The sequence below is a fragment of the Shinella sp. H4-D48 genome (genome assembly GCF_022637395.1).
Classification (GTDB): Bacteria; Pseudomonadota; Alphaproteobacteria; order Rhizobiales; family Rhizobiaceae; genus Shinella; species Shinella sedimenti.
This window is the reverse complement of record NZ_CP093338.1, coordinates 424783-439026: the sequence shown is the minus strand read 5'-3', so window position 1 is coordinate 439026 and position 14244 is coordinate 424783. Positions and strand designations below refer to the sequence as shown.

Annotated in this window: 11 protein-coding genes and 1 pseudogene; 9 read left to right on the top strand and 3 right to left on the bottom strand. The window is 60.1% G+C overall.

Features of this window, described 5'->3' with window-relative positions; translation table 11 throughout:
- The first annotated feature begins 18 nt into the window (after positions 1-18).
- Entirely contained in the window at positions 19-1104 is a 1086-nt protein-coding gene (locus MNR02_RS19055; RefSeq protein ID WP_241949531.1) for a 4-oxalomesaconate tautomerase, read from the top strand.
- A gap of 20 nt (positions 1105-1124) precedes the next feature.
- On the top strand, positions 1125-2207 hold the full coding sequence (locus MNR02_RS19050; RefSeq protein WP_241949530.1) for an AbrB family transcriptional regulator: 1083 nt from the start codon (positions 1125-1127) through the stop codon (positions 2205-2207).
- Between the two features lie 81 nt (positions 2208-2288).
- Here MNR02_RS19050 and MNR02_RS19045 read toward each other — a convergent pair whose 3' ends face one another.
- On the bottom strand, positions 2289-3188 hold the full coding sequence (locus MNR02_RS19045; protein ID WP_241949529.1) for a LysR family transcriptional regulator: 900 nt from the start codon (positions 3186-3188) through the stop codon (positions 2289-2291).
- A 297-nt stretch (positions 3189-3485) separates the two neighbouring features.
- Here MNR02_RS19045 and MNR02_RS19040 point away from each other — a divergent pair, with 297 nt between their 5' ends.
- From MNR02_RS19040 to MNR02_RS19010, 7 genes are all read left to right on the top strand, one after another.
- Positions 3486-4793 carry a CapA family protein gene (locus MNR02_RS19040; protein WP_241949545.1) on the top strand — a complete coding sequence of 436 codons (1308 nt, stop codon included), beginning with the start codon at positions 3486-3488 and terminating at the stop codon, positions 4791-4793.
- 42 nt (positions 4794-4835) lie between these two features.
- Positions 4836-5807, top strand: coding sequence for a tripartite tricarboxylate transporter substrate binding protein (locus MNR02_RS19035; RefSeq protein WP_241949528.1), 972 nt, complete (start codon positions 4836-4838; stop codon positions 5805-5807).
- A gap of 103 nt (positions 5808-5910) precedes the next feature.
- Positions 5911-7260, top strand: coding sequence for an MmgE/PrpD family protein (locus MNR02_RS19030; protein ID WP_241949527.1), 1350 nt, complete (start codon positions 5911-5913; stop codon positions 7258-7260).
- A 28-nt stretch (positions 7261-7288) separates the two neighbouring features.
- Positions 7289-7789: a tripartite tricarboxylate transporter TctB family protein gene (locus tag MNR02_RS19025; protein ID WP_241949526.1), complete on the top strand. Its 501-nt coding sequence runs from the start codon at positions 7289-7291 to the stop codon at positions 7787-7789.
- A 2-nt stretch (positions 7790-7791) separates the two neighbouring features.
- A complete protein-coding gene (locus MNR02_RS19020; protein WP_241949525.1) occupies positions 7792-9288 on the top strand; it encodes a tripartite tricarboxylate transporter permease in 1497 nt (498 codons plus the stop codon).
- Between the two features lie 77 nt (positions 9289-9365).
- A complete protein-coding gene (locus MNR02_RS19015) occupies positions 9366-10874 on the top strand; it encodes a CoA-acylating methylmalonate-semialdehyde dehydrogenase (RefSeq protein ID WP_241949524.1) in 1509 nt (502 codons plus the stop codon).
- Between the two features lie 80 nt (positions 10875-10954).
- The gene (locus MNR02_RS19010) at positions 10955-12598 is read left to right on the top strand and encodes a tetratricopeptide repeat protein (RefSeq protein WP_241949523.1); all 1644 of its coding nucleotides are present in this window, start codon (positions 10955-10957) and stop codon (positions 12596-12598) included.
- 106 nt (positions 12599-12704) lie between these two features.
- Here MNR02_RS19010 and MNR02_RS19005 read toward each other — a convergent pair.
- Positions 12705-13482: pseudogene (locus MNR02_RS19005) on the bottom strand (ABC transporter permease).
- A complete protein-coding gene (locus MNR02_RS19000) occupies positions 13469-14236 on the bottom strand; it encodes an ABC transporter ATP-binding protein (protein ID WP_241601586.1) in 768 nt (255 codons plus the stop codon). Before MNR02_RS19000 ends, MNR02_RS19005 begins: the two are co-directional and overlap by 14 nt.
- Between the last annotated feature and the right edge of the window lie 8 nt (positions 14237-14244).

The window sequence follows — 14244 nt, the reverse complement described above, 5'->3', positions numbered from 1 at the left end:
GCATAGGAGGACTTTGACTTGTCGCAACGCGCGATCCCATTTCTTCTTTTCCGCGGCGGGACGTCCAGAGGTCCGTATTTCCGCATGGACGACCTTCCTCAGGATCGTGAGACGCTGGCGGACGTGTTGATCGCGGCTCTTGGCTCCGGCCACCGTTACAATATCGATGGCATCGGGGGCGGGGTTGCGGTCACGACAAAGGTTGCCATCCTCTCGCGGTCACAGGATCCCCGCGCCGACATCGACTACCTCTTCGCGCAAGTGCTCGTAGAGGAACGGCGTGTCGACTTCAGGCCAACCTGCGGCAACATCCTGTCTGGTGTCGGACCGGCCGCCATCGAGATGGGCCTCTTCGAAGCACAGCCAGGCGAAACACGGATACGTATTCGCGCGGTCAATACCGGGGCACTTGTCGATGCTATGGTGCAGACACCGGCTGGCAAAGTTTCCTACGAGGGAAGGCTGGCGATCGACGGGGTGCCGGGCACCAGTGCGCCCATCCAGCTCAGTTTTCGCGAGACCGTCGGCTCCGTGACGGGCAGCCTGCTGCCGACCGGAAATCCACGCGACTTGATCGACGGGATTGAGGTAACCTGCCTCGATGTAGCCATGCCCGTTGTCATCGCCCGTGCCGAGGCGTTCGGCCTGACGGGGGCTGAGACGCCTGGCGCGCTTGATGCGAATGCTACCTTTGCCGCGCGACGCGAAGCCGTCCGGATCGAAGCCGGCAAGCGAATGGGCATGGGGGATGTGGCGGGGTCCGTGACGCCGAAGTTCGCCATTCTCGGCCCGCCCTGCCGGGGCGGTTCGGTGAGTGCGCGATACTTCATGCCGACGACCTGTCACCCGACAATGGCGGTAACCGGTGCGCAATGCATCGCCGCAAGTCTGCTTCTACCTGGAAGCGTCGCCGCGGATCTCGTAGAGGAGGTCGCGGCGTCTCCCGCTCGGTTACGATTGGAGCATCCTTCAGGCCACATCGACGTCGTCGTCGACTACGAGCTTGTCGATGGTGGCCTTCGGCTGCGGTCCGCTGGGATCATGCGCACGGCGCGGCTGCTGGTTCGCGGCGAGGTGATGGTGCCGCACGCAGTCTGGCCATAGCGAAAGATGAGTGCAGGACGATGATTGATGTGGTGACCGGCTTCCTCCGCTCGGTGTTATCGTGGCGCATTGCGCTGACGCTTGCCCTTGCGGCAGCCGGCGGCTGGGTTTTCCATCGGCTCCATCTACCCTTGCCGTGGATGCTGGGCGGGATGACAGTGACAATGCTTGCTGCGTTGTCCGGTGTGCCTCTCGCCCGGACACGGCCGATCCGTCCGCCCTTCGCAGCCATTCTTGGCGTCATGCTCGGCTCGGCGTTCCAGCCGTCGGCCTTCACGGAGATCGGCACCTTGCTGATGCTCGTTGGGGCGATCACGCTGACCACGATTCTATGCGGCTTTGCTGGATATCAGTATCTGCGCCGCGTGGCGGGGTTCGATCCCATCACCGCCTACTTCGCAGGCATGCCGGCCGGTTTGCAGGAGATGGCCCTTCAGGGCGGGCTTGCAGGCGGTGACGAACGCCGCATCGCGTTGATACACGGCACGCGCATCTTCCTTCTGGTCATGGTGGTACCGCTCGCCTTTGCGGCGCTGTTTCACGTCGATTCGCAGTCGAGCCGGATTTTCCAACATAGCGCAGCCGATATCGCCGTGGCCGATTGGCTCTGGCTCATCGGCGCCGGTGCGATCGGGTGGTGGCTTGCGAGACGGTTCGGTGTTCCGAACGCGCCGGTCATCGGGCCGCTGCTTCTGAGCGCGGCGATCCATCTCGGGGGCGCTTCCGCCGCCGCACCGCCGCCTGGCAGCATCGTGCTTGCCCAGCTCATCCTCGGTTCGTCCCTCGGCTCCAACTTCATCGGAACGAATTGGTCCCTGTTGTGGCATTCCCTGCGCCATGGCCTTTGCCTCCTGCCGATTCTCGTCAGCATCTGCCTGGGCGTCGCCTTGCTTATCGCACCGCTCGCCGGCCTCGACCGCAGTGTCCTCTTCCTTTCGCTGGCGCCGGGCGGAACGACCGAAATGTCGCTGATCGCGCTTGCGCTGCATGCCAATGTGGCGCTGGTCACCTCCAGCCAGCTGGTGCGGATCCTTCTTGTCAATGTCGGCGCCGTCTGGCTCTTTCGTAGCCGCGGCAAGGCTTTTTTGGCGCAGGATCGATAGGCACACGCCTTCGTTGAGATGAGCGCGACAACAGTGCCCTGATATACTCCTGGCCGCTAAACGCGGCAGGCGGCGCGGATATCAGCCCGCATTGGCTTCCAGCAGCAGGAAGTCGCGGAAGCTCTGGGCCGCGAAAGGAAGCATGTGGTCGCGTCGCTGGACAAGGCCCACGGCGCGGGTAATGACCGGATTGATAAGGGGCATCATCTTGACCGACTGGTGGTGCGATGGCGACATGGCGATTTTCGGCAGGACCGCTATGCCGATGCCCCGTTCGACAAGGCCTATCGATGTCGCGGAGTGCGTAAGTTCGTAGAACCAGTCGAGGTAGATTCCTGACTTGCTGAGATTGGAGTCGATCAGGATGCGGTTGCTGCTCTCCCTGTTCACGCCAATCAGGCGTTCTCCCTGAAGATCGCTCCATTGCACGGCATCCTGCTCCATAAAGCGGTGGCCTGGCGGGATTGCGATCATGAAGGGATCGTCGAGAAGCGGCGTGTAGGACAGGCTCTCGTCTGAAAAGCCGAAAAAGTTGATCCCGATATCCACCTCCTTGTTTCTTGCTGCCGCAAGGGCTTGCGAGGCAGGTGCCTCGAAAATCTTGAAACGGATATTGGGAAATCGCTCGCCGAATTTTTCGATGGCGTAGGGAAGATACTGAAACGCCGTCGTATGCAGGCACGACACTTTTACAAGGCCGGTCTCCTCGCTTCGCTTTCGCGAGATCGCGGCGAGTTGAAATTCCAGCTCGTGGATTGTGCGGCGTGCGATCACCTCGACTTCACGGCCATAGGGGGTGAGGGCGACCTGCCGTGTCGACCTCTCCAGCAGCACAGCGCCGAAGGATGTTTCGAGCGATTGAATCCTGCGCGACAAGGCCGGCTGCGAGATGTTGTTTTGTTCTGCGGCTTTGCGAAACGAGGCGTTGTCGATAACCGATACGAACAACCGAAGATCGCGCAATTCGAAGTTGACGTTCATTTTCCCCTCAATCCTGCCCGTTCATATTCATCCGGCTTTCGCACCGCCTGGCAAATTCAGCGCCATTAAGGCGGTGGGCCGGGATCTGGCCGTATATGCAGAGAATGACCGATTGATGCAACATATGAGGTATTATGGCTGATTGCTGGCGTCATTGTATCTACTTGGCGCAATTATCTCACTTATATTTGCATTTGGCGCATCCATGATGTGCGACTAGAGTGCTTCCATATCAATCGGTTGCGCGCCACGCACGATGCCTCGATAACCGAGGATGCAGGCCGCGCTTCCAAGCAGATGGGGGTTTTCGTGCTTCGTATTGCCGCTACAGGTGAGACCCTTTGCACAAGACGGCATTCCAGTTTCGTGGACAGGCCTTTTCTCGACGTCGTGGACATCCTTCGTGGTGCCGACGTCGCATGCACCAATCTTGAAACGCGGGTCCACACATTCAAGGGTGCGCCGATGCCTGTTGATACGATGGGCATGGAGCAATCGTATCAACAGGCCGATCCGTTCGTTGCGGACGAGCTGAAGTGGATGGGGCTCGACCTGATCGGTCGGTCGAACAACCATGGCATGGACTATGGTGCGGAGATGCTGATCGAAGAGGCCGAGATCCTCGACCGTGCCGGCCTGCTTCACGCCGGCGCCGGTAAAAATCTGGCCGAGGCCACACGTCCGACATTCTTCGAAACACCGAACGGTCGTGTCGGCTTTCTGTCCATGTGCACGGATTTCCCGCCGCATTGCCCCGCCGGCGAACAGGGTCAGCTAACGATCGGGCGGGCCGGTATCAATGCGATACACCATGACGTTAAATATGAGGTCGATGACGAGACCTTTGCCAGTCTCTCCAGGCTGATGACCGAACTGGACATGAAGAAGGCCGTCCGAGATGGTCAAGTTCTGGCCTTCGGACAGGTGTTCGAGAAATCACAGCAAAACCTGGCCGTCTACACGCCCTCCGCCTATGACGTTAGTCGCAACTGCCGCGCCATTGCCGACGCGAAGCTGGCCTCCGATTACGTGATCGTTCACCTGCACCAGGAGACGGAAGGACACTATCCGTCGGAACGTATAGAAAATCTTGCCAGAAAGCTGATCGACGCAGGCGCCGACGTCATTGTCGGCGACGGGCCCCATCTCCTCCAGGGCGTGGAGATCTACAATGGCAAGCCGATCCTCTACAGTCTCGGGAACTTCTTCTATCAGAGTGAAACCATCAAGGCGTTCCCGCCGGACATGTATCTGAGAGGCGGAATGCGTCCTGACGCTCTGCCGCAGGAAGCCATCGAATACCGCGATGCGATCCGCTCGGGCCGTGTGAAGAAGGACAATATCAGGCCGTTGCGTTCCGGAAACGAGTATCTCGAATGGCATGAAGCAGCCATTGCCGATATCGTCTTCGATAACGGCAGGCTGAGCTCCATTCGCCTGCATGCCGTCTCGACCTATGACGTAAAGCGGTCGCAGCGCGGTCTGCCGCGGATTGCGGACGCCGAGACATCGGCCAGAATTATCAGCAACATCGCAAGCTATTCCCAACCGTATGGAACCGCCATCCGGCTTGAAGGAAACATTGGCATTATCGACATCGCATGAAAATCAACAACGCATATTAACAACCTCCGAGGGGTCGGGAAAATGGCACTGAAAACGTATATTTCGGCATTGGTCGGCACTCTTTGCCTGGCATCGTTCGCGAGCCCGGCACAGGCCGAGGACTTCCCGTGCAAGTCCATGCAATGGATCGTGCCCTTCTCGGCCGGCGGTGGCGTCGACTGGATGGCACGCGTGGTCGTGGACGAGTTGCAGAAGGAGCATCCCGGCCTGACCATCACGGTCGAGAACCGGACCGGCGCAAGCGGCGCCATCGCTGCGCAGGCTCTCAAAGCGGCCTCGGCGGATGGTTGCACGGTCATGAGCATGAGCAGCTCCATGCTCGTAGCGCAGGCGGTGATCGGCGCCGACGTGGGCTATGATTTCGAGACCGATTTCGAGCCCGTCATCAACCTGGCTTCGACGCCTTACTTCCTGACGGCATGGAATTCGCTTGGGGTGAAGACACTTCCCGAGCTCATCGCAAAGGCGAAGGAAGCGCCCGGCACGATTCCTTATCCGGTTTCCGGCCAGGCAACGCTACAGGCCGTTGTGTTTGCAGAGCTTTCCGCGGCAGCCGACATCAGCATGATCAAAGTGGCCTACAAGGGCGGTGGCGAAATGTTCGCAGACTTCCTGTCCGGCCGTGTGCCGCTTTTCCTGGCCTTCCCCTATGAGGTGAAACAGTACATCGACGGCGGCGAGGCCTTCTATCTCGCCGTAACGTCGAAGGAGCGGCATCCCTCGCTTCCTGACGTCCCGACGGTTGCAGAGACATTGCCGGGCTACGACATCATCCAGAGTTATGGCGTCGTGGCGCCGAAAGGCGTGCCCGCCAACGTCGTCGCAATCCTGAACAACGCTATCGCAAAGGCGCTTCATTCGGAGACGGTCGCCAAGAAACTGCAGACGGAAACCTCCTTCCAGGTCGATGCCGCAGGTCCTGAAAAGTTCAAGGCGCTCCTGAAAACGCAGTATGTTCAGTATCAGGCTGCCGCTAAGATGATCCAGGAATAGTCTTCCTGACTGTAACGGCCGGCCATCAGGGCCGGCCAATGCCAAATTCGCATCGGGCACATATCACGATCGGCCCGCAATCTTACAAAAACTGGAGAATAGAATGTCCGAGTTCCTGCGTGGCGCTCAGCTGAGCAAGTTTGTCTCTGAGAATAGCTTCAGCGCATTGCCAAACGAGGTCGTGGAGGCTGCCAGACAAGCTCTGGTCGACTATCTGGGTGTCGCGATCGCGGCAGTGAACGATGCCGCCGCATCCTCACCCCGAAAGCTCGCTGCCCACTGGAACATGCCCGGCAAGGCACAGATCATCCTTGGCGGAAGCACGCAGCCGATGATGGCGGCGCTGGCCAATGGCACCATGGCGCACGCGATGGATCTCGACGATACGCACAGCCAGGGGTGCGGTCATCCGTCCGGGCCGTGCTGGTCGACCGCTCTTGCCATGGCGCAGCAGTATGACAGCACCGAAGCGCAGGCGATCGCTGCCTTCGTCACGGGCTACGAAGTCATGGCGCGGCTGGGCGGTGGCGGCACCTTCGGTGTCGGCCGCACCTTGCAGGTCAGAGGCTTTCATCCGACATCGATGGTCGGGCGCATGGGCGCGGTAGCTGCTGCCAGTTCGATCCTCGCCCTCGATGCACGTCAGATCGACAATGCATTCGGTTGTGTGGCCACGACCGCAAGCGGCTTGCTGGGTTCGTTCGGAACACATGGCAAGCCGTTCCATGCCGGCAAGGCTGCGATGGACGGTATCCTGTCGGCGGAGCTGGCCAAGGAAGGTTTCATCGGCGGTCATCAGCTCTATGAGAAAAAGAACGGTTGGCTCAGCGCATTCCTGCGAGACGACACTTTCGTCATCCCTGAACTCGATTTCATCGAACGGTGGGAGCTGCTTGAAACCGGCTACAAGCGCTATGCAAGCTGCCGCGCGACGCATACGCCGGCCGAGACCGCCTTTGCGGCCCGCCCGCTGATCGACGGTCGCCCCATTGAACGTATCGTCGTCTATCTCGACCGAACGGCGCTGGTTACCGCCGGCAAGACCAATCCAAAGACCGGTCTGGAATGCCGCTTCAGTATTGCGTTCTGCATCGCCATGGCCCTGGTCGGCCGCAATCTTGGCCCGTTCGATTTCAAGGACGAGATCACCAAGGATCCGGAAATCCTGAACCTTCTTCAGAAGATTGAAACCATCGTGGAGCCGGATCAACCGGAGGATGAGACGAGGCTCGAGGTCTATCTGGAAAACGGTGAAAAGATCGAGACCGTATCGGAAATCCCGTTCGGTGACCCGCGTCGCCCCTTCACATGGGACGACCATCACAGCAAATTCACCGAGCTCGTCTCTCCCGTCCTGGGTGCCGCGAAGACCGAGGCCTTCTTCGATCTGCTGAAGGGCTTCGGAGAACGTGAAGGCGACCTGAACAAGCTCAGGGATTTTATCGCACATTGATCGCAACCCCTCTCAGGAGAAGGATTCGATGGAAGAGGCAGGTTTTGGTTCTCGATATTGGCCCAGCGTTCTTATCCTGGGAGTCGGCCTCGCGGTCGTGACATACGCCTATATGACGCTGCGCATGGGCTCCATCTCGCGCCCGGGGCCCGGCGCGTTTCCTCTCGTGCTCGGACTGTTCATGACAGCGACCGGGGTTGTCTCGACACTGACGATCGCGTGGAAAAGCCGTGCAGGGGAGCTGCCTGCCCGCGTGGTTCAGCCCGATGAAGAAGAACAGGAGCGGTTCGATCTCAAGGTTGCCCTGTTCGTCATCCTCGCATTGGGTGTGTTCGCCTTGTTCGTGGAGAACTTCGGTCTCGCGCCGGCGATTTTTGCGCAGATATTCATAACGGCATCCATCGGAAACAAGCTTTCCTGGACGGCACGCCTGCTGCTGGCGGCTGGTGCCGCCGCGGCGGCAACCCTCATGTTTGCCGTGCTTCTGTCGGTGCCTGTGCCGATCGTAAAGTGGCCATTCGGGAGATAAGCATGAACGACATACTCAGCAACGTTGTTCTCGGGCTCTCCGTGGCTCTGTCCTGGCAAGGACTGCTTTACTGCGCCTTCGGTGTGGTCATGGGCATGATCGTGGGCGTTCTGCCGGGGCTTGGCGCATTGGCGGCGATCTCCATCCTCTTTCCGGTGACCTATCACATCGAGCCCGGTTTCGCGTTGATCATGATCGCGGGCATCTATTACGGGACCAGTTACGGCGGGAAGATAACCGCTATCCTGATGAACGTGCCGGGCGAGACGGATGCGGCGGTGATCTGCCTTGACGGCTATCCGATGGCTCGTCAGGGGAGGGCCGGCGTTGCTCTCCTGTTGACCACGCTTGCAGCCTTCGGCGGTGCTGCAATCGGCATCGTGATCACCATCATCTTCTCGCCCGCCATCTCGAAGGTCGCGCTGGCTTTCGGCTCACCTGAATATTTCGCCCTGATGACCTTGGGTCTGTTTGCAACGACGGCGATGTCCGACAGCGCAGCGAGCAAGAGCCTGGGTATGGCGGCGTTCGGCATCGTGCTTGGCCTCGTCGGTGTCGATGTCGATTCCGGTGCTGACCGCTTCACCTTCGGTCTGTTGACACTCAAGGACGGCATAAGCCTGGTCGTTGTCGCAATGGGCGTGTTCGGGGTGGCCGAACTCATCATGAGTTACAACAGCAAGATGCTTCCGGTGAACTCGGTGACGATGCGGTCGATGTTGCCGACCCGCGACGACCTGCGTCGGATCGTCAGTCCGATATTGCGCGGCACCGGTGTCGGCGCCTTCTTCGGCGCGCTGCCGGGGACCGGCGCAACCGTCTCCACATTCATCGCCTACGGTCTCGAGCGCGGTGTCGCCAAGGACAAGTCCCGCTTCGGCAAGGGGGCCGTCGAGGGGCTGACGGCGCCTGAAGCTGCTGCAAACAGCGCGAGCATCACGTCGTTCATCCCAACCCTGATGCTGGGCGTTCCCGGTTCGGCGTCGATGGCGCTGATCCTCAGCCTGCTCATCGTACACGGCATTGCGCCCGGTCCTCGCCTTATCCTTGATCACCCGCAGGTCGTGTGGGGGCTGATCATGAGCTTCTGGGTCGGCAATCTCATCCTTGTCATCCTCAATATCCCGCTGATCGGTGTCTGGGTCCGGCTGCTGCGTATTCCCACCAGCTACATGTATCCCATGATCATGATGTTTATCAGCATCGGAACCTATTCGATCCGGTTGAATGTCGTCGATGTCGGCCTGGTCGTCCTGTCCGGTCTCTTCGGTATCTGGGCGCGCAGGGCGGGCTTCCCGCTCGGGCCATTGCTCCTCGGATATGTACTCGGCCCACTGCTCGAAGAGCATTTCCGCCGCACACTCGTCCTGTCGGGTGGTGATCCCGCCGCCTTCATCTCCAGCAAGCTCGCCATGGTCGTATACGCGATCATCCTGTTCCTGTCGGTTTGGAAGATCATGGCGCGCATGCGCAATAGGAAGCTCGTGGCGCTCTCCTGAGGCTTTCCATCATTCCGTTCCTGGCTTAGGCGCGCCGACGCTGCGCGCCGAGCCGAAATCCAAACAAGGAATCCCACATGTACACAGTACAGCATTTCGTCGATGGCAAGATCTGGGCCGGCAATTCCGACCGTAGCGCCGATGTCTTCAACCCTGCCCTCGGCACGGCGATGTCGAAGGTGGCTCTCGCCAGTGCAGCAGACGTTGCGGATGTGATTGCCATTGCCAAGGCTGCACAGGTCCGTTGGGGCGCGCAGCCGCCGGCGAAGCGCGCTACGGTGATGTTTGCATTCCGCGATCTCCTGTTGCGCCACATCGACGAATTGGCTCCTTTGCTGTCGCGCGAGCACGGCAAGACGCTGGCGGATGCCAAGGGCGAGATCGCCCGTGGCATCGAGGTCGTCGAGTTCGTTTGCGGTATTCCGCATCTTCTGAAGGGCGAGTATTCAGAGCAGGTCGCATCCCAGGTCGACAGCTTCTCCATTCGCCAGCCGCTCGGTGTCGTCGCCGGCATCACGCCGTTCAATTTCCCGGCCATGGTCCCATTGTGGATGTATCCGGTGTCGCTTGCCTGCGGCAACGCCTTCATCCTGAAGCCTTCGGAAAAGGCGCCGTCCGTGGTGATGCGGATCGCCGAGCTGCTGCATGAGGCGGGCCTGCCGGCCGGCGTGTTCAACGTCGTCAACGGTGACAAGGAGGCTGTTGATGCAATTCTTGATCATGCGGATATCGATGCGGTCAGCTTCGTCGGATCGACCGCTATCGGGCAGTATATTTATAGCCGGGGTACCGCCAACGGTAAACGCGTCCAGGCGCTTTGTGGCGCAAAGAACCATCTCGTCGTTATGCCCGATGCAGATATGGAAAAGGTCGTCGATGCGTTGATCGGTTCGGCCTATGGTTCGGCCGGTGAGCGCTGCATGGCAATCTCCGTTGCAGTGCCGGTGGGTGACGAGACGGCGGACAGGTTGATCGAAGTCCTAGCCCCGCGGGTCGAGGCTCTGAAGGTTGCGCCCTTCGATGATCCCGCGTCCGACATGGGGCCTGTCATCTCGCGCCAGAGTCTGGACCGGATACTCAATTACATCGCCGAAGGCGAAAGTGCCGGTGCCAAGCTCGTCGTGGACGGTCGTCGGGTGAAGTTGCAGGGCTATGAGGAGGGTTTCTTCCTCGGAGGCTGCCTGTTCGACAACGTCACCTCGGACATGTCGATCTATAAGGACGAGATTTTCGGACCCGTTCTGTCGGTTCTGCGCGCACAATCCTATGACGAGGCCGTCGGCCTCATAAACGCCCACGAATACGGAAACGGCACGTCGATCTTCACCCGTGACGGCGATACGGCGCGCGATTTCTTCACCCGTGTGCGCATCGGCATGGTCGGCGTCAATGTGCCGATCCCCGTGCCTGTCGCCTACCATTCCTTTGGTGGCTGGAAACGCTCGCTGTTTGGCGATCACCATATTCACGGAATGGAAGGCGTGCGCTTCAACACCCGTCTGAAAACGATGACGACGCGCTGGCCGAGCGGCATCAAGGAGGGCGCGGTCTTCAATTTCCACGCAGGCAGTGACACAAAAGGCTGATCGCGGCCGGAAAGCCGCATGCTCGATGCCGTCATGGTGTCGCGGACGGGAGCAGACAGTTCATTGGAATGGAGAATGACATGACATCGGATTATTTCGATCTCGGCAGTTACACCGTCACCGTAACGACATCTTCGGCAGATGCTGAGCTTTGGTTTAATCGCGGCCTGATGCTCTGCTACGCCTTCAATCATCAGGAGGCATATGAATGCTTCAACCGTGCGATCGCGGCCGATCCGGGTTGCGCGATTGCCTATTGGGGCAAGGCTTTCGTTCTCGGCTGCAACTACAACAAGCCATGGGCCGCCTTCGATCCGGTTGACGCGGCAAAGTCCATTGATGAAGCCTTTGCAATGACCCAGAAGGCGATGGCGCTAAGGGAGGGAACGACGCTCGTCGAGAGGCTGCTGATCGAAGCGCTTCCGACCCGATATCAGTCGGGCTCTCCCGGCGGCGACCTCGATCAATGGAACAACGACTTCGCCAACGCGATGCGCAAGGCCTATGAGCAGCTGCCGGGCAATCTCGAAATCGCTGCCCTTTTTGCCGAAGCGATGATGAACCGCACTCCGTGGCAGTTGTGGGACATCAACAAGGGCACCATCGCCGAAGGTGCGGATACGCAGGAAGTCCTCGACGTTCTGGAAAAGGCTCTTGCCAACGGGGGCATGTCCCATCCAGGCACGCTTCATATGTACATCCACGCGATGGAGATGTCGCCGCATCCCGAGCGGGCACTCGCCGCGGCGAACGCGTTGCGCAATCTCGTCCCGGACGCTGGCCATCTCAACCATATGCCGAGCCATATCGATGTGCTCGTCGGCGACTACGTGGCAGCCATCGATGCCAATTCGAAGGCGATCGAGGCAGATAAGAAGTATCTCGAGCTGCGCGGCCCGATCAATTTCTACTCTCTCTATCGGTGCCACAATTTCCACTTCAAGATTTACGGCGCGATGTTCGCGGGCCAGTATCAAACGGCCATCACCACCGCGGACGAAATGCTGGCGACCTTGCCGGAGGAACTGCTGCGCGTCGAATCCCCGCCGATGGCCGACTGGCTCGAAAGCTTCGTGTCCGTCAAGCAGCACGTGCTGGTCCGGTTCGGACGGTGGAAGGAAATCATCGCACAAGAACTCCCCTCGGATCAAACACTGTTCAGCGTCACCACGGCGATGATCTGGTATGCCAAGGCGGTTGCCCATGGCGTGCTGGGCAATGTCGTGGAGGCAAAGGCCTGCGCCGGCGAGTTTGATGCTGCGCTCGCGCGCGTTCAGGAAAGCCGTTATCTCTTCAACAACCGGTGCATCGACATTCTGGCGGTCGCGCGAGAAATGATGCTGGGTGAGATAGCCTATCGTGAGCGCGCTTATCCCGAAGCATTCGAGCATCTGCGAAACGCGGTCGCGCTTGACGATGCGCTTCCCTACGACGAGCCCTGGGGCTGGATGCAGCCGGCCCGTCATGCGCTCGGAGCGCTGATGCTGGAGCAGGGCCATGTCGAGAAGTCGCTGGCTGTCTACGAGGCCGATCTCGGGCTGAATGCTTCTCTGCCGCGCGCCTGCCAGCATCCTGACAACATCTGGAGCCTGAAAGGTTACCACGAGTGTTTACAGAAGCTCGGACGCTTCGAGGAAGCGACGACGATCCGCGGCAAGATTGACAAGCTGGAGCAGAATAGCGACGTCGCGATCCGCTTCTCCTGCTTCTGCCGCAAGGCCTAATCATACTGTAATCGGGGGGCTGGCCGAGCCATGCCTCCCTGCACTTCCCAAAAGAAAATGGGCGGCACAAGGCCGCCCATGGACTATCTGACGTTCGTTGATCCGCTTAGGCCGGGCGTTCTTCGCCGGCCTTGGGGCGCCAGGTGATCAGGCGCTTTTCGGCGACAATCGAGAAGCAGGTCGATGATCAGGACGAACACCGCGAGGATAATGATCCCGGCGAAGACGCCGACTGCATCGAAGTTGCCTTCCGCACGGGCGATCAGGTAGCCGAGGCCAGCAGACGCGCCGAGATATTCGCCGATGATCGCGCCGACGACCGCAAAGCCGACGGAGGTGCGCAGCGACGACAGGATCCAGCTGGCTGCCGCCGGGAAGTAGACGTGGCGGAGCAGGTCGGAGCGGCGAGCGCCGAGAATGCGGGTGTTGGACAGCACGACCGGGTTGACTTCGCGCACGCCCTGCATGGCGTTGAAGAATGTCACGAAGAACACGAGCGTTACGGCCAGTGCCACCTTCGACCATAGGCCGAGGCCAAGCCAGAGCACGAAGATCGGTGCAAGAACGACGCGCGGAATGGCGTTGATGGCCTTGATGAACGGATCGAGAATGCGGGCCGTAAAGGGGCTCAGGCCGAGCCAGACACCTGCGGCGACGCCGAGGCCGGTGCCGATCAGGTAGCCAAGTACGGTTTCGCTCAGCGTGATGCCGACATGCTTGTAGAAGCCGGGATCGATGACCCAGGTGATGACCTGCTGGACGATGTCGAGCGGGGCCGGGAAGAAGAAGCGGTCGATGACGCCGGTCGTAACACCGAGCTGCCAACCACCCAGAAGCACGGTCAGAAGCGCGACCTGGATGAGACGAACGTTAACGGCTTGCATAGGACTTCTCCACTTCGCCCCTGAGCGACGCCCAGATGTCGCGGTAAAGGGTCATGAACTTCGGGTCGAGCTTGATTTCGGAGACGTTTCTCGGACGTTCGAGATCCACGCCGAAGCTTTCGATGACGCGGCTGCGCGGACCTGCCGCCAGCACGACGACGCGGTCGCCCAGCGCAATGGCTTCCTCGAGGTCATGGGTGATCATGACGACGGCGCGGCGGTCTTCCTGCCAAAGGCGCAGCAGTTCGTTCTGCATCAGGTGGCGCGTATGGATGTCGAGCGCCGAGAACGGCTCGTCCATGAGGATGACCTTCGGCTCGGTGATCAACGCCTGCGCCATCTGGACGCGTTTGCGCTGGCCGCCCGAAAGCTGGTGCGGGAAGCGGCCTTCGAAGCCCTTCAGGCCCACCTTTTCCAGCCAGGCCATGACCTTGACGCGACGCTCCTCGACGGGCACGCCGCGAAACATCAGGCCGAGCTCGACATTCTGGAACGCCGTCTTCCAAGGCAGGAGGGCGTCCTGCTGGAAGAGATAGCCGATGTTGTTCTGCACGCTCTTGACCGGCGCTCCGTCGATGGAGACCTCGCCCTTCGCGGGCTTCAAAAGCCCGGCGATCGCGTTAAGAATGGTCGACTTGCCGCACCCGGTCGGCCCGACGATCGACAGAAACTCGCCGTTTCCAACGGTGAGATTGACGTTCTCGACCGCAACGAACGAGCCGAACGCCATCGTGACGTCGTCGATCGTGACCATCGGAGGCA

Coding starts and splice junctions, on each gene's coding strand:
- MNR02_RS19025 (WP_241949526.1), top strand. CDS start 7,289: ATGGAAGAGGCAGGTTTTGGTTCTCGATATTGGCCCAGCGTTCTTATC.
- MNR02_RS19015 (WP_241949524.1), top strand. CDS start 9,366: ATGTACACAGTACAGCATTTCGTCGATGGCAAGATCTGGGCCGGCAAT.
- MNR02_RS19030 (WP_241949527.1), top strand. CDS start 5,911: ATGTCCGAGTTCCTGCGTGGCGCTCAGCTGAGCAAGTTTGTCTCTGAG.
- MNR02_RS19045 (WP_241949529.1), bottom strand. CDS start 3,188: ATGAACGTCAACTTCGAATTGCGCGATCTTCGGTTGTTCGTATCGGTT.
- MNR02_RS19010 (WP_241949523.1), top strand. CDS start 10,955: ATGACATCGGATTATTTCGATCTCGGCAGTTACACCGTCACCGTAACG.
- MNR02_RS19035 (WP_241949528.1), top strand. CDS start 4,836: ATGGCACTGAAAACGTATATTTCGGCATTGGTCGGCACTCTTTGCCTG.
- MNR02_RS19000 (WP_241601586.1), bottom strand. CDS start 14,236: ATGGTCACGATCGACGACGTCACGATGGCGTTCGGCTCGTTCGTTGCG.
- MNR02_RS19050 (WP_241949530.1), top strand. CDS start 1,125: ATGATTGATGTGGTGACCGGCTTCCTCCGCTCGGTGTTATCGTGGCGC.
- MNR02_RS19020 (WP_241949525.1), top strand. CDS start 7,792: ATGAACGACATACTCAGCAACGTTGTTCTCGGGCTCTCCGTGGCTCTG.
- MNR02_RS19040 (WP_241949545.1), top strand. CDS start 3,486: ATGGGGGTTTTCGTGCTTCGTATTGCCGCTACAGGTGAGACCCTTTGC.